Source organism: Nocardioides panacisoli (genome assembly GCF_019448235.1).
In the GTDB taxonomy this organism is placed as follows: domain Bacteria; phylum Actinomycetota; class Actinomycetes; order Propionibacteriales; family Nocardioidaceae; genus Nocardioides; species Nocardioides panacisoli_A.
Genome location: NZ_CP080409.1, coordinates 1,547,337 through 1,573,073, shown reverse-complemented (window position 1 = coordinate 1,573,073; position 25,737 = coordinate 1,547,337). Strand labels below are relative to the sequence as shown.

Genomic DNA, 25,737 nt, shown 5'->3' with positions numbered 1-25,737 from the left:
CCCATCAGCCCATGGCCTAGGCTCGCGACGTGCTGACCACACGTGGCGGCGTACGAGTGCTGGCGCCTTCGGACCTCGACGACTTCCTCGCGCTGGCCGGTCAGGACCCGGTGGTGAACGTGTTCGCCATCCACCGCGCGATGACCACCAACCTGGACCCCCGGTGGCTCGGCGGGGAGATGTGGGGCCGCTACGACGGCGGCGAGCTCGTCGCGGCCTGCCACGCCGCCGCCAACCTGGTGCCGGTCCAGGCGGGGGAGGACGACGCCGTCGCCTTCGCCGACCGTGCGGCCGCCCACGACCGCACCACGTCCACCATCGTCGGGCCCCAGCGGGCCGTTCGGCCCTTCTGGGAACGGCTCGGCGACGCGTGGGGGACCCCGCGGGAGCTGCGGTGGGACCAGCGCCACCTGGTGCTGGACCGGGCGCCGCTCGTGACCCCGGACCCGGAGGTCCGGTTCTCCGAACGCGGTGACCTCGACGCCCTCTACCCGGCCTGCGTGGCGATGTACACCGAGGAGGTCGGCGTCTCCCCGCAGACCAGCCGCGGCAGCGGCGACCTCTACCGCGCCCGTGTCGTGCAGCTGATCAACCGCGGCTGGTCCTTCGTGCGCTACGACGGCGACGAGGTGGTCTTCAAGGCCGAGGTGGCGTGGGCGACGCCGCAGTGCGCCCAGGTCCAGGGAGTCTGGGTGCCGCCCCACCGGAGGGGCGAAGGCCTGGCCTCGGCCGGCATGGCGGCCGTCGTCGCGCTGGTGCTGGAGGAGGTCGCGCCCGTGGTGTCCCTCTACGTCAACGAGTGGAACCAGCCGGCGCGGCAGGCCTACGAGAGCGTCGGGTTCATCGAGACCGCCCGCTTCGCCACCGTGATGTTCTGACCGCGGGACCACCGGGCCGATACCCGTTCGATCGATCAGTGGCCGAGGTCCTAACCTTGCGGCCATGACTGCTCGCGTGTCCCGGATGTCGGCCACCTTCCTGCGCACCCTGCGCGACGACCCGGCGGATGCGGAGGTCCCCAGCCACAAGCTGCTCGTCCGCGCGGGCTACATCCGTCGTGCCGCGCCGGGCATCTACTCCTGGCTGCCGCTCGGGCTGCGGGTGCTGCGCCGGATCGAGCACGTCATCCGTGAGGAGATGGACGGCATCGGCGCCCAGGAGGTGACGTTCCCGGCCCTGCTCCCGCGCGAGCCCTACGAGGCGACCGGCCGTTGGTCCGACTACGGCGACGCCCTTTTCCGGGTCTCGGACCGCAAGGAGGCCGACTACCTCCTCGGCCCGACCCACGAGGAGATGTTCACGCTCCTGGTCAAGGACCTGTTCTCCTCCTACAAGGACCTGCCGCTCGCGCTCTACCAGGTGCAGACGAAGTACCGCGACGAGGCGCGTCCGCGGGCGGGCCTGCTGCGGGGCCGCGAGTTCACGATGAAGGACTCCTACTCCTTCGACGTCGACGACGCCGGACTGGACGCGTCCTACCAGCGGCACCGCGACGCCTACGTGCGGATCTTCGACCGGCTCGGCTTCGACTACGTCGTGGTCAAGGCGACCTCCGGCGCCATGGGGGGCTCGCGGTCGGAGGAGTTCCTCGCCCGTGCCGAGGTCGGCGAGGACACCTATGTGCGCTGCACCAGCTGCGACTACGCCGCCAACGTCGAGGCCGTCGAGGTCCCCACGCCGCCCGCGGTGCCCCACGACGACGCGCCCGCCGCGCATGCCGAGCAGACCCCCGACACCCCGACCATCGCCACCCTGGTGGACCACCTCAACGAGGCGTTCCCGCGCGGGGACCGGCCGTGGGGCGCCGCGGACACCCTCAAGAACGTGCTGGTGGTGCTGCACCACCCCGACGGCACCCGTGAGCCGCTGGCCATCGGTGTCCCCGGCGACCGCGACGTCGACCTCAAGCGCCTCGAGGGGCAGCTGGAGCCGATCGAGGTCGAGCCGATGACCGACGAGCAGCTGCGGGAGCACCCCGCGCTCGTCAAGGGCTACATCGGGCCGGGCGTGCTCGGCGAGGAGTCCGCCAGCGGCATCCGCTACCTGGTCGACCCCCGTGTCGTGTCCGGCACCCGCTGGGTGACCGGCGCCGACGTCGCCGGCAGCCACGTCCTGGACCTCGTCGCGGGTCGTGACTTCACCCCCGACGGCACCATCGAGGCCGCCGACGTGCGTGACGGGGACGCCTGCCCCCGCTGCAACGGCGCGCTCGAGTCCGCACGCGGCATCGAGATGGGCCACATCTTCCAGCTCGGCCGCAAGTACGCCGACGCCCTGGACCTGCAGGTGCTGGACGAGAACGGCAAGCTCGTCACCGTCACCATGGGTTCCTACGGCATCGGCGTGACCCGCGCCGTCGCCGCGATCGCCGAGAACACCCTCGACGAGATCGGGCTGTGCTGGCCGCGCAACGTGGCGCCGTACGACGTGCACCTGGTCGCCACCGGCAAGGACCAGGCGGTCTTCGACGCGGCCGAGGAGCTGGCCGAGGAGTTGGCGGCCGACGGCATCGAGGTGCTCCTCGACGACCGGCCGAAGGTGAGCCCGGGCGTGAAGTTCAAGGACGCCGAGCTGATCGGCGTGCCGACGATCGTCGTGGTCGGCAAGGGCCTGGCGCAGGGCACGATCGAGGTGAAGGACCGGGCGAGCGGTGAGCGCACCGAGGTGCCCGTCGCCGAGGCGGCCGCCCACGTCATGGACGTGGTCCGCGGGTGATCTGCTGGTGAGCGTGCCGGCGACGATCCGGACCGAGCGACTGCTGCTGCGGCCCTACGTCCACGCCGACGCGCCGCGGGTCCTCGACATCCATTCGCGGATGGAGGTGATCCGCTGGCTGTCCAACCCGCCGTTCGTGCCGATGGCCGACCTCGACGCGGCGCGGGCCTGGATCGACCGGTCCCGGGACAAGCCGCACCCGGCGAGGACGCTCGCGATCGAGGTCCACGACGGCGGGCCGCGCGACGGCACGGTGGCCGGGTCGGTCGCCGTCAGTCGGCTCGAGCGGATCGAGGGCGGCCACGTGGGGGAGCACGAGGTCGGGTGGCACCTGCACCCCGACTGCACCGGCCACGGCTACGTGACCGAGGCCGCGACGGCGCTGCTCGACCGCGTGCTGGGCGGCGGTGAGCTCGGTGAGGTGTGGTGCGACATGTACGCCGACAACGCGCCGTCGGTCGCGGTCGCGCGTCGCCTCGGACTCGCGGACCGCGGCGTCATCGACGACGACCCCTGGTACGGCGGCCCGAGCCGGCTCTTCCACGTCTCGGCGGCCGACTGGCGCGGGCGTTAGGTTGGCCCGCATGGCGAGCACCGGCATCGACGCGGTCATCTTCGACTGGGGCGGCACCCTCACCCGCTGGCACGACATCGACTTCCACGCCGAGTCACTGGCGTTGGCGCACGCGGTGGCGGCCACCCCGACCGGGGCCGATGACCACCACGCGTGGGCGGCCCGGCTGCACGAGGCCGGTGCCGAGGTCTGGCGCCGCAGCCGTGACGAGCAGCGCAGCGCCCGCATCGACGACCTCTTCGACGCGGCCGGCCTGGACCACGATCCCGCCCTGCTCAGTGCCTATTACGAGTTCTGGGAGCCACACACCCTCACCGACCCGGACGTGCGACCCCTGTGGGAGTCGCTGCGCGGCGACGGCATCCGTGTCGGTGTCCTCTCCAACACCATCTGGCCGCGTGCCTGGCACCGTGACTTCTTCGCCCGCGACGGTGTGCTGGACCTGATCGACGGCGACGTCTACACCAGCGAGGTGCCGTGGACGAAGCCGTCACCGCGGGCGTTCGAGGCCGCGATGGAGGCCGCGGGCGCGACGGACGCGACCCGGTGCGTGTACGTCGGGGACCGGCTCTACGACGACGTGTGGGGAGCACAGCAGGCCGGGATGCGCGCGGTCCACGTGCCGCACAGCAGCATCCCCGCCTCCCAGATCGGGCACACCGAGGGCGAGCCCGACGCCGTCATCGACCGACTGGCCGACCTCCACGCCGTGGTGCGCGACTGGACCTGAGTCCGCCCACGTCGTCACGGGGCCGGGGCGTCACAGGCCGGGCAGCCGTCGTGGCTTGCCGCCGAAGTCCAGCTCCCGTGTGGCGGCGTCGACCAGCCACGAGATGCCCAGGTCCCGGTCGGTGCCGGTGGTCGTCGCCACCAGGTGTGCATACGTCGCCGCGCAGTCGCGCTCGACCCGCAGCGCGCGGCGGCGTACGGCGCCGGTGCCGTTGAGGTCGGCCGGGATCCGGTAGCCGGGCTCGGCGGCGATCGGGTCCGCGCCGAGCTGGTCGAGCCGGGCGATCAGGCGCGACCGTCGCTGCAGGTGCACGCGGTAGGCGGCGGTGAGCGCCTCGGCCAGGTCGGGAGCGTCCGAGCGCGAGGTCCGGGCCCCGAGGGCGCTGTGCAGGAAGATCGCGGCGTGCTCGGCGGCCAACGCTTCCTGCAGCGCGACGGCACTCATCGGTCCGCCTTGCGCTGTTGGGCCACGGCGGCGGCCATCGCGGCCAGTGCCTGGGCGAGTGCGCCGCTCTGGGCGGTGCCGGCGGCCTGGGCGAGCCGCTGCTGCAGGTCACGCTCGCCGTCCCGGAGCGCCTGACGGGCCCGCTGCCGGCGCACCCGGGACGGGTCGACGTCCGGCAGGCCGCCCAGCAGCTGCCCGTGGCCGCGGTGCAGGGCGACGTACGGCGCCGCCAGCCCCGCGAGGCCGGGCAGGCTCGCGACCCGCTCGGCGAGCGCGAGGGTCCGCGCCAGGGCGTCGGTGACCGCGGCGATGAGCGCCTCGTCCCCGGTGGCCGGCTCGGCCTGCTCGCGGCGTGGCGCCGGTGCGGGTGCGGAGCCCTCGACGACGTCGCAGCCGGCGACGAGCGCTGCTGCAGCGACGACGACCGGTCGCCGACCGACGGGGAGCCTGCCTCCTGACACGCAGGGGACCCTATCGCCCCCGCGAGCCGGAACCGGCCGCCGTGGTCCACGGGCTATCGTGGGACGCACCGCGTGCGCAGCACGATGAACGGACGACACTGCACCGCGACAACAGGACATGGGAGCCGCAGCGATGAGTTCGAACCAGCGACCGGGCAACCGGGCCGCGGCGCAGATCGAGGAGATCACCGCGGCCCTGACCGACCCGCTCTCGGAGCTGGACATGGATGTCGAGGCCGTCGAGTTGACCCCGGCCGGCAAGCGCCGGATCCTGCGCGTGGCCGTCGACGCCGACGGCGGTGTCACGCTCGACGACGTCGCGGCGGCGACCAAGGCCGTCGAGCAGGTGATCGACGGTTCCGACGTCATGGGCGAGCAGCCCTACACCCTCGAGGTGACCTCCCGCGGGGTCGACCGCCCCCTGACGCAGCCCCGCCACTGGCGCCGCAGCCGCGGCCGTCTGGTCAAGGTGACGTTGCAGCAGGGGGACGTCGTCGAGGGCCGCATCGTGTCCTCCGACGGGGAGCGGGTGCGTCTCGACGTCGACGGCACCGAGCGGGAGATCGCCTACGCCGAGGTGGCCAAGGCGTTCGTGCAGATCGAATTCAATCGGAAGGGCCAGGCCTGATGGACATCGACATGCGGATCCTGCGGATGATGGAGCAGGAGAAGGAGATCAAGTTCGAGGTCCTCGTCGAGGCCATCGAGCAAGCGCTCCTCACGGCGTACCAGAAGAGCCCCGGCGCGCGTCCCGACGCCCGCGTCGAGCTGGACCGCAAGAGCGGCCACGTGCGCGTGCTCGCCCCCGAGCGCGACGCCGAGGGCGAGGAGATCGGCGAGTACGACGACACCCCGGAGGGGTTCGGCCGGATCGCTGCCACCACCGCGAAGCAGATCATGATGCAGCGCCTCCGAGACGCCGAGGACGAGGTGCGCTTCGGCGAGTTCTCCGGCAAGGAGGGCGACATCGTCTCCGGCATCATCCAGCAGGGGCGCAACCCCGACGACGTCCTGGTCGACCTGGGGCGCATGGAGGCGCTGCTGCCGCTGAGCGAGCGGGTCCCGGACGAGGACTACAGCCACGGCACCCGCATCAAGTGCCTGGTGGTGTCGGTCCGCAAGGGCATGCGCGGTCCGCAGGTGACACTGTCACGCTCCCACCCGCACCTGGTGCAGAAGCTCTTCGCGCTGGAGGTGCCCGAGATCGCCGACGGGACCGTCGAGATCGCCGCCATCGCGCGCGAGGCGGGCCACCGGACCAAGATCGCGGTGCGGTCGACCGCTGCCGGGGTCAACCCCAAGGGTGCCTGCATCGGCCCGATGGGACAGCGCGTGCGCAACGTGATGTCCGAGCTGGGCGGGGAGAAGATCGACATCGTCGACTGGTCCGAGGACCCCCGCGAGCTGGTCTCCAACGCGCTCTCGCCCGCGCGGGTGAGCGAGGTCAGCGTCGTGGACGAAGCGGCCAAGTCGGCGCGCGTGGTCGTCCCCGACTTCCAGCTCTCCCTGGCCATCGGCAAGGAGGGGCAGAACGCCCGCCTCGCCGCGCGCCTCACCGGGTGGCGCATCGACATCCACTCCGACGAGGAGGCGTGAGGCGGCAGTTGCGCTGATCGGCTGGTTCACAGCCGATGCTCAGCAAGATCTGGGCCCATCACAAGGCTGGTGCGATGGAGTCGGAGCATGACCACTCCCGAGGCACCCCGCCCGCAGTACTCCTCGTCGTACCCGCCCCCGCCGCCACCCGCGGCGCCGGCGCCCGCGCGACGGCGCGGTCCGGTGCTGATCGGGATCGCGGCGGCCGCCACGGGGGCAGTCCTCGGCGCCGCACTCGCCGCCCCGGTGGCGTGGGTCGTCGCGGACCACACGCTGACCTCGACCTCGGCCGGCGATGAGCTCGTCGAGGGCGCCGACGGTCAGGACGGGCCCCGGGGCATCACCCCCGAGTGGGGACAGGGCCAGTCCCCGGACCTCCCCGGGACGACCAACTCCTCCTCCTTCGAGGACGCGACCGAGGAGGAGTCGACGGGCGTGATGCTGATCGACGTCGCGGCCAACGGCAGCCGCGGGGCCGGCACCGGGTGGGTCGTGGACGACTCCGGACTCGTCGTGACGAACTACCACGTCGTCTCGGGCAGCAACGAGGTCCGGGCCACCGACGCCGCCACGGGCGACTCCTGGACCGCCTCGGTCGTGGGCCACGACGCCGAGGCCGACGTGGCGCTGCTCCAGCTGGAGGACGCCGACGACCTGACCGAGGTCACGCTCGACGACGACGGCGACCCGGCCGTCGGCGACGACGTGACGGCGGTCGGCAACGCCTCGGGCCAGGGCTTCCTGTCCGCCTCCGACGGCGCGGTGGTCGGACTCGGGCAGGACATCGAGACCACCAACCCCGCCACCGGCGCGACCTCGCCGCTGAGCGGACTGATCCAGACCGACGCCCGCGTCGTACAGGGCTTCTCCGGAGGCGTGCTGATCGACGACGAGGACGAGGTCGTCGGCATCACCACGGCGGCCTCGGCCGGCCGTGGGGCCGCGCAGAGCTACGCGGTGCCGATCGAGGACGCACTGGACATCGTGGACCAGATCCGGGCCGACGACGAGTCGGGCTCGGTGCAGATCGGCCCCGGTGCCTACCTCGGCATCAGCGTGGCCGGCAACGGCCAGGTCCGGGTGCAGGGTGTGCAGGAGGACGGTGCCGCAGCGGAGGCCGGGCTCGAGCCCGGCTCGACCATCACCGGCCTCGACGGTCAGGACGTGACCGACTTCGCCCGACTGCAGGAGATCCTGCGCGGACTCGAGCCGGGCGACACCACGACCCTCACGTGGACCGGGCCCGGCGGCGCGCAGCAGGACGCCTCCATCACGCTGGGCGAGTCGCCCCAGAACTGACCCGGCGGCGCCCGCGCGGGGCGCCGGGTCGGGGGTGCCGGTTCGGCATGCCGTGGGGGAGCCGGTAGAGTTGTCGGTCGGTGGCACGTCGAAGCGAACCTGTCCGGTCCGGACCCGTCCGGACCTGCCTCGGTTGTCGGACGCGTGCAGCCAAGCACGAGTTGTTGCGGGTGACCGCGGAACCGGCCGAGGACGGCGGAGCAGTCGTCCTCCCGGACCCGTCGGGCACCGCACCCGGACGTGGGGCGCACCTGCATCCCACGACCGAGTGTTACGACCTCGCGGTGCGGCGGAAGGCCTTCCCCCGAGCCCTCAGGCTCGCCGGTGGGTCCTCCAGCGCACCGGTGGGGGAGCACCTCGCAGCCCGACCCGTGCCCGACCATCACAGCAGTGACCGACCGACACAGAACCGGAGCAGCAGCTCATGAGCACTCGATGAGTATCTCGCGATGAGCGTGTTCACCCCCTACGTGAGGTCGTAAGCACCCCCTGGACCGGGACTTGCGGCCATAAGGAGAGAAGTGGCCAAGACCCGAGTCCATGAACTCGCCAAGGAGTTCGGAGTCGAGAGCAAGTTCGTTCTCGAGAAGTTCAAGGAGATGGGGGAGTTCGTCAAGTCGGCGAGCTCGACCGTCGAGCTTCCCGCAGAGATGCGGTTCCGCAAGGAGTACGGCGAGAAGCTGAAGACGGAGCAGTCCGCCGAGCCGGCCGCCGAGAAGCCGGCCAAGAAGGCCGCGGCGAAGAAGGCTCCCGCCAAGAAGGCCGCCGCGAAGAAGGCGCCGGCCAAGAAGGCCGCGGCGAAGAAGACCGCCGAGCCGGCGCCCGACGACGCCCCCGACGCCCCCGAGGCGACCGAGGCCACCGCCGAGGAGATCCCGGAGACCCCTGCTGCCGAGGAGCCGGCGGCTCCGCCGGCGCCCAAGCCGGGCCCGAAGCCCGGCCCGCCGGCCGAGCCCAAGGGCGAGGAGCCCCCGAAGCCCGGCCCCACCCCGGGCCCCAAGCCCAAGGCGCCCGCTCCCCGTCCGGTCGGCAAGCCCAAGGGCACGCCGCGTCCGGGCAACAACCCGTTCGCGTCCAGTCAGGGCATGGGCCGTCGCCCGGCCCCGCGCCGCGACGGTGGTGCCCCCGCGGGCGGAGCCGGCGGCGAGCGTCGCGGTCCGCGTCCCGAGGGCGGCCAGGGCGGCCGTCCGGGCAGCATGCCGCGTCCCAACCCGGCGATGATGCCCAAGTCCCCGGCGGCCTTCGGCTCCGGTCCCGGCGGCAAGCCGGGTCCGGGCCGTGGCCGTGGTCCCGGTCGCGGTGGCCCCGGCGGCGGACCGGGCGGTCCCGGTGGCCCTCCGGGTCGCGGTGGACCCGGTGGCCCGCGCGGCTTCCGCGGTCGCGGCGGCCGTGGCCAGACCCAGGGTGCGTTCGGACGCCCCGGCGGTCCGGCGCGCCGTGGTCGCAAGTCCAAGCGGGCGCGTCGCCAGGAGTTCGAGGCCATGGAGGCCCCGTCGATCGGCGGCGTGCGGGTCCGCAAGGGCAACGGCGAGACGGTCCGCATCCCGCGGGGCTCCTCGCTGACCGACTTCGCCGAGAAGATCGGTGTCGACGCCGCAGCGCTGGTGCAGATGCTCTTCCACCTCGGCGAGATGGTGACCGCCACCGAGTCCGTCGGTGACGAGACCCTCGAGCTGCTCGGCGAAGAGCTGAACTACCAGGTCCAGGTCGTCTCGCCCGAGGACGAGGACCGGGAACTGCTGGAGTCCTTCGACATCGAGTTCGGCGCCGACGAGGGCGGCGAGGAGGACATGGTCGTCCGGCCGCCGGTCGTGACCGTCATGGGTCACGTCGACCACGGCAAGACCAAGCTCCTCGACGCTCTGCGCAACGCCAACATGGTCGACGCCGAGGCCGGGGGCATCACCCAGCACATCGGCGCCTACCAGGTGCACACCGAGGTCGAGGGCGCGGACCGGCGCATCACGCTGATCGACACCCCCGGTCACGAGGCGTTCACCGCCATGCGTGCCCGTGGTGCCCAGGCCACCGACATCGCCGTGCTGGTGGTGGCCGCCGACGACGGCGTGATGCCGCAGACCATCGAGGCGCTCAACCACGCCAAGGCGGCCGACGTCCCGATCGTGGTCGCGGTCAACAAGATCGACAAGCCCGGTGCGGACCCGCAGAAGGTCCGTGGCGAGCTGTCCGAGTACGGCATCGTGCCCGAGGAGTACGGCGGCGAGACGATGTACGTCGACGTCTCGGCCAAGGCGGGCCAGGGCCTCGACGAGCTGCTGGAGGCGGTCGTGCTGACCGCCGACGCCTCGCTGGACCTGCTCGCCAACCCGACCCAGGAGGCCCAGGGCCTCGTGGTGGAGGCGCACCTGGACCGCGGTCGCGGTCCGGTGGCCACGGTGCTGGTGCAGCGCGGCACGCTCCGGGTGGGCGAGTCGATCGTCGCCGGTCCGGCCCACGGGCGCGTCCGGGCGATGCTCGACGAGCACGGCCAGCAGATCCAGCAGGCCGACCCGTCCCGTCCTGCGCTCGTGCTCGGCCTCTCCGCCGTGCCGGGTGCCGGCCAGAACTTCATCGTGGTCGACGACGACAAGGTCGCCCGGCAGATCGCGGAGAAGCGTGAGGCACGGGAGCGCGCGGCCCAGCAGGCCAAGCGTCGCGCACGTCGTACGCTCGAGGAGTTCATGGCGGCCGCCGAGAAGGGCGAGACCCAAGAGCTCAACCTCATCCTCAAGGGCGACGTGTCCGGTTCGGTCGAGGCCCTCGAGGACGCGCTGAGCAAGATCGAGGTCGGCGACGAGGTGTCGATCCGCGTGATCGACCGCGGCGTCGGTGCGATCACCAAGGCCAACGTCGACCTGGCGGCGGCATCGGACGCCACGATCATCGGCTTCAACGTCCGGCCGGAGGGCAAGGTCTCCGAGCTGGCCGACGCCGAGGGTGTGGAGATCCGGTTCTACTCCGTCATCTACCAGGCGATCGAGGAGATCGAGGCCGCGCTCAAGGGCATGCTCAAGCCGGTCTACGAGGAGGTCACCCTCGGTCAGGCGGAGATCCGGGCGCTGTTCAAGTCCTCCAAGGTCGGCAACATCGCCGGTTGCATGGTCACCAGTGGCCTGATCAAGCGCAAGGCCAAGGTGCGCCTCATCCGCGACAGTGCCGTGGTGGCCGACAACCTCGACCTGCTGTCGCTGCGCCGGGAGAAGGACGACGTGTCCGAGGTCCGCGAGGGCTTCGAGTGCGGTCTGGTCATCCGGAACTACGGCGACATCAAGGAGGGCGACGTCGTCGAGGCGTTCGAGATGAAGGAGATCCCGCGGGTATGACCAGTCCGCGGGTCCGCAAGGTCGCGGACCGCATCCAGGTGATCGTGGCGGAGCTGCTGGAGCGGCGGATCAAGGATCCGCGGCTCGGCTTCGTCACGGTCACCGACGTCCGCCTCACCGGCGACACCCAGCAGGCCACGGTGTACTACACCGTCCTGGGGGAGGACGCCGACCAGGAGGCGACCGCTGCCGCACTGGCCTCGGCCCGGGGCATGATCCGCTCCGAGGTCAGCCGGCAGCTGGGGATGCGGCACGCCCCCACGGTCGACTTCGAGTACGACGGTGTTCCGGCCAATGCGCGTCACGTCGACGAGGTGCTGGCCCGGGCGAAGGAGTCCGACGCCGCCGTTGCCGCTGCCCGGGAGGGCAAGGCGCCGGCGGGGGAGGCCGACCCGTACCGCAAGCCCCGCGAGGACGACGAGGCCGTGTCCGACGAGGCCGTGTCCGACGAGGATGGCTGAGGCGGTCACCCCCGGCCTGGTCGTGGTCGACAAGCCGGCCGGGATGACCTCCCACGACGTCGTCGGCCGGACGCGCCGCCTGTTGGGCACCCGCAAGGTCGGCCACGCCGGCACGCTGGACCCGATGGCCACCGGTGTGCTGGTGCTCGGCGTCGGGCGGGCCACGCGCCTGCTCGGACACCTCACGCTCAGTGAGAAGTCCTACGACGCCACCATCCGCCTGGGGGCGCGCACCACCACCGACGACGCCGAGGGTGACGTGGTCACCGCCACCTCCGCCGAGGCGGTCACCGACGAGCGGGTCCGCGCGGTGCTGGCGGACTTCGTCGGCGACCTCGACCAGGTGCCGTCCGCGGTCTCCGCGATCAAGGTCGACGGCCGTCGGGCCTACGACCGGGTCCGCGCGGGCGAGGACGTCACCCTCGACGCGCGTCCGGTGACCGTCCACGAGCTCACGGTGGCGTCGGTGACGCCGCCGGGTGAGGTCGTCGACGTCGAGATCTCGCTGCGCTGCTCCAGCGGCACCTACGTCCGCGCGATCGCCCGCGACCTCGGCGCCGCGCTCGGCGTCGGCGGGCACCTGACGGCGCTGCGGCGTACGACGGTCGGGCCGTTCACGCTCGCGGCCGCCAGCGACCTCGAGGAGCCGGTGGTGACCCCGATCGCCACGGCGGCACGGACGGCGTTCCCGGCGGTCGACCTCGACGTCGCGCAGGCGACCGACGTGCGGTTCGGCCGCAAGCTCGACCTCGACCTGCCCGAGCTGTCGGCGCTGTTCGCGCCCGACGGTGAGTTCCTCGCGCTCTACCGGCCCGACGGTGGCCGGGCGCGCGCCGTCGCGGTCTTCGCCTCGTGAGCGCTCGCCCCGTGCGGGTGCCGGACCGGAGTGTGGGAGAGTGACCGACGTGCGAGTCTGGCGCGATCTGGCCGAGGTGCCCGCGGACCTCGGCCGCACCGTGGTCACCATCGGCAATTTCGACGGCCTCCACCGTGGCCACCGGCACGTCGTCGGGCGCGCTCGCGAGGCGGCGCACCGGGTCGGCGTGGACACCGTCGTCGCGGTGACCTTCGACCCGCACCCGATCGCGGTGCTGCGTCCCGACCACGCGCCGTCGATGCTGACCACGATCACCGAGCGTGCGCGGCTCCTGGCCGGGGCCGGGGTCGACGACGTGCTCGTCATCCCGTTCTCGCGCGAGATCGCCGCGTGGTCGCCGCAGGAGTTCATCGAGCGGATCCTCGTCGGCGCGCTGCACGCGCGCGCGGTCGTCGTCGGCGCCAACTTCCGCTTCGGTCATCGTGCCGCCGGTGACGCCGCCACGCTGGCGGAGGCGGGCGAGGAACACGACTTCGCCGTCGACGCCGTCGCGCTCGACGGCGGGCCGCAGGTGTGGTCCTCGACCTACGTCCGGACCTGCCTCGCCGAGGGCGACGTCTCCGGCGCCGCCGAGGCGCTCGGGCGCCCGTTCGCGGTCACCGGCGTGGTCGTCCGTGGCGACCAGCGCGGCCGCGACCTGGGCTACCCCACCGCCAACGTCCCGGTGTCGCCGGGCGTCGCGGTCCCCGCCGACGGCGTGTACGCCGGCTGGTTGCGCCGCGCGGACGGCGGGGAGGAGCTGCCCGCCGCGATCAGCGTGGGCACCAATCCCACCTTCGCCGGCGAGCGGGCCCGCAGCGTCGAGGCCTACGTCCTGGACCGCGACGACCTCGACCTCTACGGCGTCGAGGTGGTGGTCTCCTTCGTGGAGCGGATCCGCGGCATGGTGCGCTTCGACGGCGTGGCGGAGTTGGTCGAGGCGATGGCCGGCGACGTCGAGACGGCCCGCGAGCTGCTGTCCTGAGCCGTGGCCGGCGGGTCCGGCGCGAGGCGGAGGTCGAAGAGCACGAGGGCGGCCAGCAGTGCCGCCAGCGTGAACGGCACCACGTGGTAGAAGAGTCCGTCGAGCTGGGCGTAGGCGAACAGGCCGAGGAACATGGCCGCCGCGGTACGCCGTTCCGGCGCGAGATCGCTGGCGCCGGCGGTGCGCAGGGCGCGCACCAGCAGCCAGGCGCACAGGCCCACGACGAGGACGGTGCCGAGCACGCCGAACTCCAGCAGCCACTGCACGGTCGCGTTGTGCGGCTGCACGATGCGCTGGTCGGCGCCGAGCACGCTCGGCGGTCCGAGCCGGAGCCGGTCGAAGGCGTCGGGGCCGAGGCCGAACAGCCAGGCACCCGGGCTGTCGAGCTGCGCGAGACTCTCCTGCCACAGCCGCAGCCGCCCCGAGGAGACGGCCTCGAGGTCGCCGTCGGCGGTGCGTGCCACCTGCTGCCGCAGCAGCGGCGAGCCGCCCAGCGCGGTCACCGCGACGGCGCCGAGGCCCAGGGCCGCCGGGACCAGCCACGTCCGGGGGCGGGCCCACCGCACGGCGCCACCGGTCACGAGCACCACGACCACCACCGCCAGGGCGATCAGCTGGGCGCGACCGCCGGACCAGACGGCGAACCAGGACAGGACGCCCAGGAGCCCCATCAGGCCGAGGACGGCGGCGCGGGTGCGGGCGACCTGGACCAGGTGCGCGACCACGACCAGCAGGAGCGCGACGTCGTAGTTGAGGTGGCGCACGTTGCGGTAGATCGGCAGCGAGTCCGGCCGCGCGTCCTGCAGCAGGGTCCCGGCGACCAGGGCCACGGCCAGCAGGGTGAGGAGCACCTTGGCCGCGACCAGCAGCCGGAGCCCGGGCCGTCGGTGCCACGACAGCCAGCCCGCGAAGGCCGGCACCAGTGCCAGCACGCCGGCGTAGAGCCAGAACCGCGACTCGGTGACCCAGGGCTGGCCGGTCAGCGTCCACCCGGCCAGGCACACGACTGCACTGAGCGCCATGGCGCGGGGGAGCAGCGACCGGCGGTGGCGGCGTACGACGGCCGCGACCTCGGGTGCCATGAGTGCGACGAAGACCCACACCAGCACGGTGCCGAGCAGGTTGGTGTACTGGGTGCCGATGCCCATGGTCGCGAGGACCGGGGCGACCAGCAGTGCCAGGAGTGCCGCGGTGGCCGTTGGTCGTCGCACGGCGGCGACGCTACGGGGGCAGCCCACACGCTGTCTGTGCGCGCCCTCACGATTGGGCCGGCGGGCCGCCGGCGGGCTAGGCTGTCCCGGTTGCCCGGACGTGACGCGTCGTGCCGGGCGGCACCGCCGTCAGATCGGCCGCGGAGACAGAGTGCCCCGGTGAACAGGCCCGGGCGCGCCGCGCAACGAGTGAACCGAGAGGTTGCCCCATGGCAGTAGGAACCGACGCCGAGACCAAGGCGAAGATCATGGCCGAGTACGCCACGACCGAGGGTGACACCGGTTCGCCCGAGGTGCAGGTCGCACTGCTGACGCACCGCATCAGCCACCTGACCGAGCACCTCAAGGGTCACAAGCAGGACCACCACGGTCGCCGGGGGCTGCTGCTCCTGGTCGGCCAGCGCCGGCGCCTGCTGAACTACTTGAAGAAGTCCGACATCGAGCGCTACCGCGCGCTCGTCGAGAAGCTCGGCCTTCGCCGCTGACCAGATCGAAGGGACCTACCCGCCCGGGTGGGTCCCTTCGATACATTGCGGCCAGCGTCGCTTGACGCACAATTGAAGAAACACCATCACACTGGCGCGATCCGCGCGGCCGTGACGGTTGGTCCTCGGTAGTGATCTGCAGGTCCCAGGGGCCCGGTGTTCCGGGCGGGAGCTGCGGGTCTCGATCGAAGACCGGCCACCACCCCCTGGGGTCGGCACGCGGTCAGCGGGTCGCACCGCGACGAGAAGGAAGCATTACGTGACGGAACCAGTCATCTCCGCCGTCGAGACCGTTCTGGACAACGGCAAGTTCGGCACCCGCACCGTCAAGTTCGAGACCGGGCTGCTCGCCCGGCAGGCCGCCGGCTCGGTCACGGCCTACCTCGACGACGACACCATGCTGCTCTCGGCGACCACCGCCGGCAAGCACCCCAAGGACCACTTCGACTTCTTCCCGCTCACCATCGACGTGGAGGAGCGGATGTACGCCGCGGGTCGCATCCCCGGCTCGTTCTTCCGCCGTGAGGGCCGGCCCGGCGAGGAGGCCATCCTCACCTGCCGCCTGACCGACCGCCCGCTGCGCCCGACCTTCAAGAAGGGCCTGCGCAACGAGGTCCAAGTCGTGCTGACCGTCCTGGCGCTCAACCCGGACACGCCGTACGACGTGCTCGCCATCAACGCGGCCTCGATCTCCACCCAGCTCTCCGGCCTGCCGTTCTCCGGCCCGGTCGGCGGCGTCCGGGTCGCGCTGATCGACGGCCAGTGGGTCGCCTTCCCCAGCCACAGCCAGCTCGACGACGCCGTGTTCGACATGGTCGTCGCCGGTCGGGTCACCGACTCCGGTGACGTCGCGATCATGATGGTCGAGGCCGAGGCCACCGAGAACACCTTCGACCTGGTCCAGTCCGGCGCGCAGGCGCCGACCGAGGACGTCGTGGCCAGCGGGCTCGAGGCGGCCAAGCCGTTCATCAAGCAGCTGTGCGACGCCCAGGCCGAGCTGGCCAAGCAGGCCGCCAAGCCGGTCGCGGACTTCCCGGTCTTCCTCGACTACGAGGACGACGCCTACGACGCCGTCGTGGCGCGGGTGAAGGACCAGACCGCCGAGGCGCTGACCATCGCCGGCAAGCAGGAGCGCGACACCAAGCTCGACGAGATCAAGGACGGTCTCCTCGAGGCACTCGGCGAGCAGTTCGAGGGCCGCGAGAAGGAGCTCGGCGCGGCGTTCCGCACCGTGACCAAGGAGCTGATGCGCGAGCGCGTGCTGCGCGAGCACATCCGCATGGACGGCCGCGGCCCCAAGGACATCCGGCCGCTGCACGCCGAGGTCGGCGTGGTCCCGCGGGTCCACGGCTCGGCGCTGTTCGAGCGCGGCGAGACCCAGATCCTGGGCATCACCACGCTCAACATGCTCGACCTGGAGCAGAAGCTGGACACGCTATCGCCGGAGACCAGCCGTCGCTACATGCACGACTACGTCTTCCCGCCGTACTCGACCGGTGAGACCGGTCGCGTCGGCTCGCCCAAGCGCCGCGAGGTCGGCCACGGCGCCCTGGCGCGCCGTGCGCTGCTGCCGGTGCTGCCCTCTCGCGAGGAGTTCCCCTACGCGATCCGCCAGGTCTCGGAGGCCATGGGCTCCAACGGCTCCACCTCGATGGGGTCGGTGTGCGCCTCCACGCTGGCGATGCTGCAGGCCGGTGTGCCGCTGAAGGCGCCGGTCGCGGGCATCGCGATGGGCCTCATCTCCGGTGAGGTCGACGGCGACCAGAAGTACCTCGCCATCACCGACATCCTCGGCGCCGAGGACGCGATGGGCGACATGGACTTCAAGGTGGCCGGCACCCGCGAGTTCGTCACGGCGCTCCAGCTCGACACCAAGCTCGACGGCATCCCCGCCGACGTGCTCGCTGGCGCGCTGACCCAGGCGCGTGACGCCCGGATGGCGATCCTGGACGTGATGCACGAGGCGATCGACGAGCCCGGCGAGATGTCGGTCCACGCGCCGCGCATCATCACCGTCAAGGTCCCCGTGGACAAGATCGGTGAGGTCATCGGCCCCAAGGGCAAGGTGATCAACCAGATCCAGGAGGACACCGGCGCCAACCTGTCCATCGAGGACGACGGCACCGTCTACATCGGCGCCACCACCGGCGACGCGGCCGAGGCCGCGCGGGCCGCGGTCAACTCGATCGCGAACCCGACGATGCCCGAGGTCGGCGAGCGCTACCTCGGCACCGTGGTGAAGTGCACCAACTTCGGTGCCTTCGTCTCGCTGCTGCCGGGCAAGGACGGGCTGCTGCACATCAGCAAGCTCCGCGGCCTCAACGACGGCAAGCGCGTCGAGGCGGTCGAGGACGTCGTCTCGGTGGGCCAGAAGCTGCAGGTCGAGATCGCCGAGATCGACGACCGCGGCAAGCTCTCGCTCGTCCCCGTCGTCGAGGGTGACGACGCCGCGGAGAGCGACGCCGAGGACGCGTGACACGCGGAGGTCGCACGACCTCCCCTGACGCGGAGGTGGCCCGGTCGGTCGACCGGGCCACCACGCGCACCCTGGAGGACGTGCGCGACGCCGACGGCCTCACCACCTCCCGGGTGCAGCACACCCAGCTGCCCTGTGGGCTGCGCATCGTCACCGAGGAGATGGCGGGGGCCCGCTCGGCGGCCCTGGGCGTCCTGGTCGACGTCGGCTCGCGCGACGAGTCCGACGAGACCCACGGGGCTTCTCACTTCCTCGAGCACTTGCTCTTCAAGGGGACCGGCCGGCGTACGGCGCTGGACATCTCGATCGCCTTCGACGCCGTCGGCGGTGAGTTCAACGCCTTCACCGCCAAGGAGTACACCTGCTTCCACGCGATCGTGCTCGCCGACGACCTGCCGATGGCGATCGACGCGTTCGGCGACATGGTCACCGACCCGCTGCTGACCAGCGAGGACGTCGACGCCGAGCGGGAAGTGATCCTCGACGAGATCGCCATGCACGCAGACGACCCCGAGGACGTCGCCCACAACCTGATGGCCGAGGCCGCCTGGGGCGCCGGCACCTCGCTGGGTCGTCCCATCGCCGGCACGGTCGGGTCTATCCGGGCCATGGAGCCCGACACCATCCGGCGCTTCCATCGCGACCACTACCGCCCCGAGTCCATGGTCATCGCGGCTGCGGGCGCGGTCGACCACGCGAGCGTGGTCGCGCAGGTCGAGGCCGCGTTCGCCGGCAACGACTTCCTCCTCGGCACGCGCCCGCCCCGCGCACCGCGCCCGTCGCGGCCGGCCCTCCCGGTGACGCCGGGGGAGCGTCGCGTGAGCCGGCCGCTGGAGCAGGTCAGCGTGGTGCTGGCCCACGAGGGCCTGGACCGCTACGACGAGCGTCGCTTCGCCCTGGGGGTGCTCGGCACCGCGCTGGGCGGCGGCACGTCGAGCCGGCTGTTCCAGGAGGTCCGCGAGCGCCGGGGGCTCGCGTACGGCGTCTACTCCTTCCTCGGGCACTACGCCGACTCCGGCCTCGCGGGCGTGGCCGTCGGGTGCCTGCCCGAGCGGGTGGAGGAGACCCTTGTTACGGTGAGGGAGGAGCTCGGCAAGGTTGCCTCCGAGGGCATCACCGGCGCGGAGCTGGCTCGAGGCAAGAGCCAGTTGATCGGTGGCCTGGTGCTCGGACTGGAGGACCCCGGGTCGCGGATGATGCGAATCGGTCGGGCCGAGCTCAACCACGGTGAGGTGCTGGGGATCGACGAGATCACCGAGCGCGTCAACGCAGTCTCGGGCGAGGACGTACGTCGCGTCGCAGCGCACGTCTTCGAGGGCCCAGAAGTGCTCGCCGTGGTGGGGCCCGACGGGGCCTGAACGCCCGGGCACGTGCCCGGTGTGACTTCTGGGACGAATGCGACGCGAGAAGTTCCACGGTATCGTGGAAAGTTGTCTGCTCACGACGGAAAGGTCAATGACATGGCTGGTCAGCCTGAAACAGGCCCCGGGCCTGCTGTCGAGAGCCACGAATCACCGGCATCCGGTGGACGACCCATCGGGCCGATCACGGCTCCGCGGGTCTTCATCCCCTCCGCGAGCCTGTTGATCCTCTTCGTGGCCGCGACGGCACTGTTCCCGGAGAAGATGGGGGACTGGATCGGGAAGGCGAACAATCTCGTCGTCACCGACCTGGCGTGGTGGTACGTCGCCGCGGTCACCGGCTTCCTCGCCTTCTCCATCTGGATCGCGGTCTCCCACATGGGCAACGTCGTCCTCGGCAAGGACGGCGAGGAGCCCGAGTTCTCCCTGCCCTCCTGGTTCGCGATGCTCTTCGCGGCCGGCATGGGCATCGGTCTCGTCTTCTGGGGCGTGGCCGAGCCGATGAGCCACTACGCGTTCCCGCCGCCGGGCCTGCCCGGCGCGAACGCCGCCGAGCAGGGCGAGACGGCGATGAACGTCACGTTCCTCCACTGGGGCCTGCACGCGTGGGCCATCTACGTGGTCGTGGGTCTCGCCGTGGCGTACTCCGTGCACCGCCGGGGCAACCCGGTGTCGCTGCGCTGGGCACTCGAGCCGCTGCTCGGCGACCGCATCAAGGGCTTCTGGGGTGACGTCGTCGACGTCATCGCGGTCCTCGGCACGCTCTTCGGTGTCGCGACCTCGCTCGGCCTGGGTGTCAGCCAGGTCAGCGCCGGCATGGGCTACCTGGACTGGGTCAGCGACCCGGGCACGTGGCTCAAGGTCGTCCTGATCATCGTCATCACCGCCATCGCCGTGACCTCGGTGGTCACCGGCGTGGACAAGGGCATCAAGTTCCTGTCCAACCTCAACATGGTCATGGCGGTGCTGCTGGTCGCGTTCGTGATGATCGCCGGCCCGACGGTGTTCATCCTCAGCGACTACGTCACCCAGTTGGGGTCCTACTTCCAGGACTTCTTCGCCCTGTCGTTCAACGTGATGCCCTTCCAGGGCGAGGAGGGTGAGACCTTCCTCAGCGGCTGGACGACGTTCTACTGGGGCTGGTGGATCAGCTGGGCGCCCTTCGTCGGCGTCTTCATCGCCCGCATCTCCCGCGGCCGCACGGTGCGTGAGTTCATCGTCGGCGTGCTCGTGGTGCCCACCCTGGTGAACTTCCTCTGGTTCTCCGTCATGGGCGGCACCGCACTGCGCGAGGAGATCTTCGGCGACGGCAACCTCGAGGCGCTCGCCAACGAGGACTACGCCCTGTTCCGCGACACCGCGATGTACCGGATGCTGGAGTACCTGCCGCTGGCAGCGATCACGGCCGGCATCGCCATGATCCTCGTGGTGGTCTTCTTCGTGACGAGCTCGGACTCGGGTTCGTTCGTGGTGGACATGCTGTCCTCGGGCGGCGACCCGAACCCGCCGGCCTGGAGCCGCGCGTTCTGGGCCGTCCTCGAGGGCGCGGTCGCAGCCGTGCTGCTCGCCGCCGGCAGTGCCGGGGGTGATCCACTCGGGGCGTTGCAGACCATGGCGATCCTGTTGGGTGCGCCCTTCAGCATCGTGATGGTGTTCATGGCCATCGCCACGGCCAAGGTCCTCCTCGCCGAGGACCGCGACCGCAAGCGCCGCGAGCGGCGTTGGCTGGCCGAGGACGTGGCCCGGGAGATCGAGGCCAGCTCGAGCTCCTAGTCACGGCATCCGCCTGATGCAGCAGTCGGCCCGTCCCGGTTCGCCCGGGGCGGGCCGACCTGCGTTGCGGCGGGTCTCGACACGCGCCCACCATGCTTGCTGATCATCGTCGACGGCCTCGCGAGCTCGGCCGAGGACGATGATCAGCGGCGCCCGATGATGCCGACGACCTTGGGGTCGTCGGAGGTCGCGATGTAGACGCGGAACCCGCCCTTGGTCAGGGACTCGGCCGACTTGGAGATGATCTCCTTGACGTGCTCGGGCCGGTTGGCGTCGTAGAAGAGGTTCACCGAGCCGCCGGGCACGATGCGGTCGTGCAGCAGCGCGATCTCGTCGCTGCAGTCGCGGACCCAGAAGAGGTTGACGTTGAAGGCGAACGCCTTCGTCACGCGCTTGACGGGCACGCGCAGCGTGGCGAGGTCGATCTGGCGGACCTTGAGGCGACCGGAGTCGACGTGGGGCTTGCAGCGGGCCTTGGTGCGGTCGACGCCGGCCTCGGCCCGGTCGATCGCGAACATCTTGCCCTTGCCGTCCAGGCGGCGGCAGATGAGCTCTGCCGCGTGCCCGGAACCGCACCCGATCTCGAGCACGTGGTCATCGCTCTTGACGTCGATGAAGTCCACCGCCCAACGGATGCGAGCAGGGATCGTCTGCGCTGCCATGGGGAACAGCCTGCCAGATCGGTCGGGCGTGCGGCGGCGTAGGTTGGACTACGTGAGTCCAGATGTCGAGAGCAAGACCCGTGTCGGAGTGCTCGGAGCCCGCGGCAAGGTGGGCACCGAGGTGTGTCGCGCCGTGACCGAGGCGAGCGACCTCACGCTGGTCGCCGAGGTCGACCAGGGCGACGAGATCGACGCCCTGGTGGAGGCCGGCGCCGAGGTCGTCGTGGACTTCACCCACCCCGACGTGGTGATGGACAACCTGGAGTTCTGCATCGACCACGGCATCCACGCCGTCGTCGGCACCACCGGGTTCGACGACGAGCGGCTGGAGGCGCTGCGGGCCATGCTCGCGAAGTCGCCCGCCACCGGGGTGCTGATCGCCCCGAACTTCTCCATCGGTGCGATCTTGATGATGCGCTTCGCCCAGGTCGCGGCACCGTTCTACGAGTCGGTGGAGGTCGCGGAGTACCACCACCCGACCAAGGCCGACGCCCCCAGCGGCACCGCGCGGCGTACGGCGCAGCTCATCGCCCGTGCCCGCGAGGAGGCGGGCTGTGACCCGGTCCCGGACGCCACGTCCAGCGAGCTCGAGGGCGCGCGGGGCGCGGACGTCGACGGCATCCGCGTCCACGGGCTGCGGATCCGCGGGATGCTCGCGCACCAAGAGGTGCTGCTGGGCGGACCGGGGGAGACGCTGACGATCCGGCACGACTCGATGGACCGCGCGTCGTTCGCACCCGGGGTGCTCACCGGCGTACGCCGTGTCGGGCAGCGGCCCGGCCTCACGGTTGGGCTGGAGGAGTTCCTCGACCTGGACTAGACGGCGTCCGCCGGGGACGCGTCGCCGAGGTCGGTGTGCAACCGCACCTGCTTGACCTCGCCGGCACCACCCTCGTCGGCGAGGCTGCGGCTGGCGCCGTCGGCACCCCATCCGGCGCCGACCAGGAACTCGCGCAGCTGGTCGTCGGTGCTGTCCAGCCAGCACACGGCCCGGCTGAAGCCGTCTGCCTGCAACGTCTCGACCACGGCCTGCACCAGCCGCGAGCCGTGCCCCTTGCCGGTCCACTCCGGATCGATGGTGAACTCGACGACCTCGCCCTCGGAGGCGGGATCGGCGTCGGGATCGGTCGCCGGCCCGGTGAGGGCGAAGCCGACGACGTGGTCGTGGGCGAGCGCCACCAGGGCACGGTTCTCGGCCAGCGGCGGATGCTTCAGTGACTCCTGCCAGGCCGCTGCGTGGCTGCTGGCGTCGAGGCCGCGTTCGGCGAGGAGGCGGGGCAGCAGGTCGCCGTAGCGCTGCTCCCAGGCCCGCAACTGCACGGCTGCGATGCCACTGGCGTCCGCGGGCCACGCCACGCGGACCGAGACGTCGGGACCACCCTCGGGATCGCTCATGGGGGCATCCTGTCAGTCCGCTCTCCGCCGCTCCGCGGCCCCTTGCCGCGGCGCCTAGGCTGAGGATATGGAGACCCGCAACCTCGGCGCGAGCGGCATGAAGGTCTCGGCGCTCGCCTACGGCAACTGGATCACCCACGGCTCGCAGGTCGCCGAGGACGGCGCCATCGCCTGCGTCCGACAGGCGCTCGACGAGGGGATCACGACCTTCGACACCGCCGACGTCTACGCCAACACCGCGGCCGAGACCGTGCTGGGCAAGGCGCTGGCCGGTGAGCGGCGTGAGGGGTTGGAGGTCTTCACCAAGGTCTACTGGCCGACCGGTCCGCGGGCGCACAACGACATGGGGCTCTCGCGCAAGCACATCCTGGAGTCCATCGACGGCTCGCTGCGGCGGCTGGGCACCGACTACGTCGACCTCTACCAGGCGCACCGCTTCGACCACGGCACGCCGCTGGAGGAGACGATGGTCGCCTTCGCCGACGTCGTCCGCTCCGGCAAGGCGCTCTACATCGGCGTCTCGGAGTGGCGGGCCGAGGAGATCCGCGCCGCCGCGGAGTGGGCCAAGGAGCTGCGCATCCCGCTGGTGTCCAACCAGCCGCAGTACTCGATGCTGTGGCGCGTCATCGAGTCCGAGGTCGTCCCGGCCTGCCGCGAGCTCGGGCTGGGCCAGGTCGTCTGGTCGCCGATCGCCCAGGGCGTGCTCACCGGCAAGTACCGCGTGGGTCAGGCGCCGCCGGAGGGCTCGCGTGCCACCGACGAGAAGGGCGGCGCCGACGACATCAGCCGGTGGATGCGCGACGAGGTGCTCGAGCGCGTCGCGCTGCTGCAGCCGATCGCCGACGATCTCGGGCTGAGCATGGCGCAGCTGGCCGTGGCCTGGGTGCTGCAGAACGACAACGTGTCCTCGGCCATCATCGGCGCGAGCCGACCCGAGCAGGTCACCGAGAACGTCAAGGCGGCCGGGATCACCCTCGAGGAGTCCACGATGCGCGCCATCGACGACGCGGTGGGGCCGGTCGTCACCGACGACCCGGCCCTGACGAAGTCGCCGCAGCGCTGATGCGCCGGTGGCCGGGCTCCGCGGGGCCGGCTACCGGTAGGTGGGCGGCAGCTCTTGGCCGAACTTCACCTGTGCCTTGGGCAGTCGCATGAACTTCATCTGCAGCGCCCGCATGCTGGCGTAGTAGGTGGTGCCCTTGTAGGACTCGTCGGGGAAGCGGCGTACGAGCTCGCGGCGGAGCCGGAAGCGCAGCACGACCAGGTCGACGATCACGAACAGCACCGTCGCCATCATCACCAGCGAGCTGGCCTGCATCAGTTCCTGCTGGCCGCTCCAGCCCAGCACGAGGCTGATGATCAGCAGCGGGATGATCATCTCCACGATGGAGAACCGCGAGTCCACGAAGTCGCGCACAAAGCGCCGCATCGGCCCCTTGTCCCGGGGGAGCAGGTAGCGCTCGTCGCCGTCCTTCATCGCCTGCCGGATCTTGCGGCTCTCCTCGCCGCGGGCCTCGCGGGCACGCTTGTTGGCCTCCTTGCGGTCGCGGGGCGCCTTGGCGCGCGCCTTCGCGGCCGCTTCGGCCTCCTTGCGCGTCGGCGTCGGGCGGCCCTTGCCGTCGGGCTTGGCCACCGCCTGCGCGGTCTCCGGCTCGGACTTCGTACGACGGAACACGAGTTGCTCAGGCCTTCCTGGGCTGGCGAGGTGGACGGGGGACGTGGGGCCGCTCAGTCATCGGCGGCCAGCTTGCTGGGCAGCGAGAGCATCCGCTCGAGTGCGACGAGGGCCTCGGCCTCGGTCTGGTCGTCGACCTCGATGCGGTTGACCACGGTGCCCTCGACGAGCGACTCCAGCGCCCACACGAAGTGGGGCAGGTCGATGCGGTTCATCGTGGAGCAGTAGCACACGTTGCGGTCGAGGAACGCGATGTCCTTGTCCGGGTGGGCCCGGGCGAGCCGCTGCACGAGGTTGAGCTCGGTGCCGATGGCCCAGCTCGAGCCGGCGGGGGCGTTCTCGATGGTGTTGATGATGTACTCGGTGGAGCCGATGTGGTCGGCCTTGAGGACGACCTCGTGCTGGCACTCGGGGTGGACCAGGATGTTGATGTCGGGGTCCTTCGCCCGGAGCTCGTCGACGACGTCGGGGGAGAACCGGCCGTGGACCGAGCAGTGGCCCTTCCACAGGATCATCCGCGCATCGGCCAGCTCCTGCTCGGTGAGGCCGCCGCCGGGGAGCAGCGGGTTCCACACCACGCAGTCGTCGAGCTCGAGCCCGAGGTCGAGTACGGCCGTGTTGCGCCCGAGGTGCTGGTCGGGGAGGAAGAGCACCTTGGTGTCGGCGCCCCGCTGCTCATAGGCCCAGCGCAGCGCCGTCTCGGCGTTGGAGGAGGTGCAGACCAGGCCGCCGTGGCGCCCGCAGAAGGCCTTGATGTCGGCGCTGGAGTTCATGTAGGTCACCGGGACGACCTGGTCGGCCACGCCGGCCTCGGTGAGGGCCTCCCAGGCCTTCTCCACCTGGGCGATGCGCGCCATGTCGGCCATGGAGCAGCCCGCGGCGAGGTCGGGCAGGATGACCTGCTGGTCGTCGCTGGTGAGGATGTCGGCCGACTCGGCCATGAAGTGCACGCCGCAGAAGACGATGTACTCCGCCTCCGGGCGGGCCGCCGCGTCCTTGGCGAGCTTGAAGGAGTCGCCGGTGACGTCGGCGAACTGGATGACCTCGTCGCGCTGGTAGTGGTGCCCGAGCACGAACAGCTTCTCGCCGAGTGCCTCCTTGGCGGCGCGGGCGCGCTCGACCAGGTCGGGGTCCGACGCCGGGGGCAGGTCACCGGGACAGTCCACGCCGCGCTCGGAGAGCGGGTCCGAGCCTCGGCCCAGTGGCAGCAGCGGCAGGTCGACGGTCGTCATGGCCCAATCCTAGGCCGCACGCC

Annotated in this window: 24 protein-coding genes and 1 pseudogene; 18 read left to right on the top strand and 7 right to left on the bottom strand. The window is 71.5% G+C overall.

Annotated features, from left to right (window positions below; all coding sequences use genetic code 11):
• Positions 1-29: 29 nt before the first annotated feature.
• The 4 genes from KUV85_RS07745 to KUV85_RS07730 all read left to right on the top strand — a co-directional run bounded on the left by KUV85_RS07745 (position 30) and on the right by KUV85_RS07730 (position 4,019).
• Positions 30-878 (top strand): GNAT family N-acetyltransferase, encoded by an 849-nt coding sequence (locus KUV85_RS07745; RefSeq protein ID WP_219962633.1) that lies wholly within the window; start codon positions 30-32, stop codon positions 876-878.
• Positions 879-942: 64 nt separating this feature from the next.
• Positions 943-2,715: a proline--tRNA ligase gene (locus tag KUV85_RS07740; RefSeq protein WP_219962632.1), complete on the top strand. Its 1,773-nt coding sequence runs from the start codon at positions 943-945 to the stop codon at positions 2,713-2,715.
• Positions 2,716-2,722: 7 nt separating this feature from the next.
• The gene (locus tag KUV85_RS07735; RefSeq protein WP_219962631.1) at positions 2,723-3,289 is read left to right on the top strand and encodes a GNAT family N-acetyltransferase; all 567 of its coding nucleotides are present in this window, start codon (positions 2,723-2,725) and stop codon (positions 3,287-3,289) included.
• 10 nt (positions 3,290-3,299) lie between these two features.
• The gene (locus KUV85_RS07730; protein ID WP_219962630.1) at positions 3,300-4,019 is read left to right on the top strand and encodes an HAD family hydrolase; all 720 of its coding nucleotides are present in this window, start codon (positions 3,300-3,302) and stop codon (positions 4,017-4,019) included.
• 30 nt (positions 4,020-4,049) lie between these two features.
• On the opposite strand, the gene KUV85_RS07725 is transcribed toward KUV85_RS07730, so the two are convergent.
• Both KUV85_RS07725 and KUV85_RS07720 read right to left on the bottom strand, forming a co-directional pair.
• A complete protein-coding gene (locus KUV85_RS07725) occupies positions 4,050-4,463 on the bottom strand; it encodes a DUF4439 domain-containing protein (protein ID WP_219962629.1) in 414 nt (137 codons plus the stop codon).
• Entirely contained in the window at positions 4,460-4,924 is a 465-nt protein-coding gene (locus KUV85_RS07720; protein WP_219962628.1) for a hypothetical protein, read from the bottom strand. Before KUV85_RS07720 ends, KUV85_RS07725 begins: the two co-directional genes overlap by 4 nt.
• A 133-nt stretch (positions 4,925-5,057) precedes the next feature.
• On the opposite strand from KUV85_RS07720, the gene rimP reads away from it, so the two are divergent.
• The 8 genes from rimP to KUV85_RS17565 all read left to right on the top strand — a co-directional run bounded on the left by rimP (position 5,058) and on the right by KUV85_RS17565 (position 13,444).
• Positions 5,058-5,552, top strand: a complete 495-nt coding sequence (gene rimP, locus KUV85_RS07715) for a ribosome maturation factor RimP (RefSeq protein ID WP_219962627.1) — start codon at positions 5,058-5,060, stop codon at positions 5,550-5,552.
• Positions 5,552-6,520 carry a transcription termination factor NusA gene (gene nusA, locus KUV85_RS07710; protein WP_219962626.1) on the top strand — a complete coding sequence of 323 codons (969 nt, stop codon included), beginning with the start codon at positions 5,552-5,554 and terminating at the stop codon, positions 6,518-6,520. The genes rimP and nusA overlap by 1 nt, the downstream gene beginning before the upstream one ends.
• An 87-nt stretch (positions 6,521-6,607) precedes the next feature.
• Positions 6,608-7,819: a S1C family serine protease gene (locus KUV85_RS07705; protein ID WP_219962625.1), complete on the top strand. Its 1,212-nt coding sequence runs from the start codon at positions 6,608-6,610 to the stop codon at positions 7,817-7,819.
• A gap of 80 nt (positions 7,820-7,899) precedes the next feature.
• Positions 7,900-8,247 carry a YlxR family protein gene (locus tag KUV85_RS07700; RefSeq protein ID WP_219962624.1) on the top strand — a complete coding sequence of 116 codons (348 nt, stop codon included), beginning with the start codon at positions 7,900-7,902 and terminating at the stop codon, positions 8,245-8,247.
• A gap of 93 nt (positions 8,248-8,340) precedes the next feature.
• Positions 8,341-11,142 carry a translation initiation factor IF-2 gene (gene infB / locus KUV85_RS07695; protein WP_219962623.1) on the top strand — a complete coding sequence of 934 codons (2,802 nt, stop codon included), beginning with the start codon at positions 8,341-8,343 and terminating at the stop codon, positions 11,140-11,142.
• On the top strand, positions 11,139-11,603 hold the full coding sequence (rbfA, locus tag KUV85_RS07690) for a 30S ribosome-binding factor RbfA (protein ID WP_219962622.1): 465 nt from the start codon (positions 11,139-11,141) through the stop codon (positions 11,601-11,603). The genes infB and rbfA overlap by 4 nt, the downstream gene beginning before the upstream one ends.
• Positions 11,596-12,459, top strand: a complete 864-nt coding sequence (gene truB, locus KUV85_RS07685; RefSeq protein WP_219962621.1) for a tRNA pseudouridine(55) synthase TruB — start codon at positions 11,596-11,598, stop codon at positions 12,457-12,459. The genes rbfA and truB overlap by 8 nt, the downstream gene beginning before the upstream one ends.
• A 49-nt stretch (positions 12,460-12,508) precedes the next feature.
• Positions 12,509-13,444: a bifunctional riboflavin kinase/FAD synthetase gene (locus tag KUV85_RS17565; RefSeq protein ID WP_237690265.1), complete on the top strand. Its 936-nt coding sequence runs from the start codon at positions 12,509-12,511 to the stop codon at positions 13,442-13,444.
• A gap of 233 nt (positions 13,445-13,677) precedes the next feature.
• Here KUV85_RS17565 and KUV85_RS17560 read toward each other — a convergent pair.
• Positions 13,678-14,115, bottom strand: a pseudogene (locus tag KUV85_RS17560) (O-antigen ligase family protein); the annotation flags it as partial.
• 749 nt (positions 14,116-14,864) lie between these two features.
• Between KUV85_RS17560 and rpsO the strand changes: the two are divergent.
• The 4 genes from rpsO to KUV85_RS07660 all read left to right on the top strand — a co-directional run bounded on the left by rpsO (position 14,865) and on the right by KUV85_RS07660 (position 20,750).
• Complete coding sequence (gene rpsO / locus KUV85_RS07675; protein ID WP_219962619.1) at positions 14,865-15,140, top strand: 30S ribosomal protein S15; 276 nt, start codon at positions 14,865-14,867, stop codon at positions 15,138-15,140.
• A 259-nt stretch (positions 15,141-15,399) separates the two neighbouring features.
• Entirely contained in the window at positions 15,400-17,616 is a 2,217-nt protein-coding gene (locus KUV85_RS07670) for a polyribonucleotide nucleotidyltransferase (RefSeq protein ID WP_219962618.1), read from the top strand.
• Positions 17,613-18,974, top strand: a complete 1,362-nt coding sequence (locus KUV85_RS07665; protein WP_219962617.1) for a M16 family metallopeptidase — start codon at positions 17,613-17,615, stop codon at positions 18,972-18,974. The genes KUV85_RS07670 and KUV85_RS07665 overlap by 4 nt, the downstream gene beginning before the upstream one ends.
• A gap of 102 nt (positions 18,975-19,076) precedes the next feature.
• Positions 19,077-20,750 carry a BCCT family transporter gene (locus KUV85_RS07660; protein ID WP_425299389.1) on the top strand — a complete coding sequence of 558 codons (1,674 nt, stop codon included), beginning with the start codon at positions 19,077-19,079 and terminating at the stop codon, positions 20,748-20,750.
• Between the two features lie 143 nt (positions 20,751-20,893).
• Here the strand turns inward: KUV85_RS07660 and KUV85_RS07655 are convergent, their stop codons facing one another.
• Positions 20,894-21,412: a class I SAM-dependent methyltransferase gene (locus tag KUV85_RS07655; protein WP_219962615.1), complete on the bottom strand. Its 519-nt coding sequence runs from the start codon at positions 21,410-21,412 to the stop codon at positions 20,894-20,896.
• 52 nt (positions 21,413-21,464) lie between these two features.
• Between KUV85_RS07655 and dapB the strand changes: the two genes are divergently transcribed.
• The gene (dapB, locus tag KUV85_RS07650) at positions 21,465-22,232 is read left to right on the top strand and encodes a 4-hydroxy-tetrahydrodipicolinate reductase (RefSeq protein ID WP_219962614.1); all 768 of its coding nucleotides are present in this window, start codon (positions 21,465-21,467) and stop codon (positions 22,230-22,232) included.
• On the opposite strand, the gene KUV85_RS07645 is transcribed toward dapB, so the two are convergent.
• Positions 22,229-22,807: a GNAT family N-acetyltransferase gene (locus tag KUV85_RS07645; RefSeq protein ID WP_219962613.1), complete on the bottom strand. Its 579-nt coding sequence runs from the start codon at positions 22,805-22,807 to the stop codon at positions 22,229-22,231. The two genes, dapB and KUV85_RS07645, sit on opposite strands and share 4 nt — an antisense overlap.
• Before the next feature lie 67 nt (positions 22,808-22,874).
• Here KUV85_RS07645 and KUV85_RS07640 point away from each other — a divergent pair, with 67 nt between their 5' ends.
• Positions 22,875-23,870 carry an aldo/keto reductase family protein gene (locus KUV85_RS07640; RefSeq protein WP_219962612.1) on the top strand — a complete coding sequence of 332 codons (996 nt, stop codon included), beginning with the start codon at positions 22,875-22,877 and terminating at the stop codon, positions 23,868-23,870.
• A gap of 30 nt (positions 23,871-23,900) precedes the next feature.
• Here KUV85_RS07640 and KUV85_RS07635 read toward each other — a convergent pair whose 3' ends face one another.
• Together KUV85_RS07635 and nadA are read right to left on the bottom strand one after the other, a co-directional pair.
• On the bottom strand, positions 23,901-24,482 hold the full coding sequence (locus tag KUV85_RS07635) for a DUF3043 domain-containing protein (RefSeq protein WP_219962611.1): 582 nt from the start codon (positions 24,480-24,482) through the stop codon (positions 23,901-23,903).
• 53 nt (positions 24,483-24,535) lie between these two features.
• The gene (gene nadA / locus KUV85_RS07630; RefSeq protein ID WP_219962610.1) at positions 24,536-25,714 is read right to left on the bottom strand and encodes a quinolinate synthase NadA; all 1,179 of its coding nucleotides are present in this window, start codon (positions 25,712-25,714) and stop codon (positions 24,536-24,538) included.
• Between the last annotated feature and the right edge of the window lie 23 nt (positions 25,715-25,737).

Coding starts and splice junctions, on each gene's coding strand:
- KUV85_RS07740 (WP_219962632.1), top strand. CDS start 943: ATGACTGCTCGCGTGTCCCGGATGTCGGCCACCTTCCTGCGCACCCTG.
- KUV85_RS07730 (WP_219962630.1), top strand. CDS start 3,300: ATGGCGAGCACCGGCATCGACGCGGTCATCTTCGACTGGGGCGGCACC.
- KUV85_RS07725 (WP_219962629.1), bottom strand. CDS start 4,463: ATGAGTGCCGTCGCGCTGCAGGAAGCGTTGGCCGCCGAGCACGCCGCG.
- rimP (WP_219962627.1), top strand. CDS start 5,058: ATGAGTTCGAACCAGCGACCGGGCAACCGGGCCGCGGCGCAGATCGAG.
- nusA (WP_219962626.1), top strand. CDS start 5,552: ATGGACATCGACATGCGGATCCTGCGGATGATGGAGCAGGAGAAGGAG.
- KUV85_RS07705 (WP_219962625.1), top strand. CDS start 6,608: ATGACCACTCCCGAGGCACCCCGCCCGCAGTACTCCTCGTCGTACCCG.
- rbfA (WP_219962622.1), top strand. CDS start 11,139: ATGACCAGTCCGCGGGTCCGCAAGGTCGCGGACCGCATCCAGGTGATC.
- truB (WP_219962621.1), top strand. CDS start 11,596: ATGGCTGAGGCGGTCACCCCCGGCCTGGTCGTGGTCGACAAGCCGGCC.
- rpsO (WP_219962619.1), top strand. CDS start 14,865: ATGGCAGTAGGAACCGACGCCGAGACCAAGGCGAAGATCATGGCCGAG.
- KUV85_RS07660 (WP_425299389.1), top strand. CDS start 19,077: ATGGCTGGTCAGCCTGAAACAGGCCCCGGGCCTGCTGTCGAGAGCCAC.
- KUV85_RS07655 (WP_219962615.1), bottom strand. CDS start 21,412: ATGGCAGCGCAGACGATCCCTGCTCGCATCCGTTGGGCGGTGGACTTC.
- KUV85_RS07645 (WP_219962613.1), bottom strand. CDS start 22,807: ATGAGCGATCCCGAGGGTGGTCCCGACGTCTCGGTCCGCGTGGCGTGG.
- KUV85_RS07640 (WP_219962612.1), top strand. CDS start 22,875: ATGGAGACCCGCAACCTCGGCGCGAGCGGCATGAAGGTCTCGGCGCTC.
- nadA (WP_219962610.1), bottom strand. CDS start 25,714: ATGACGACCGTCGACCTGCCGCTGCTGCCACTGGGCCGAGGCTCGGAC.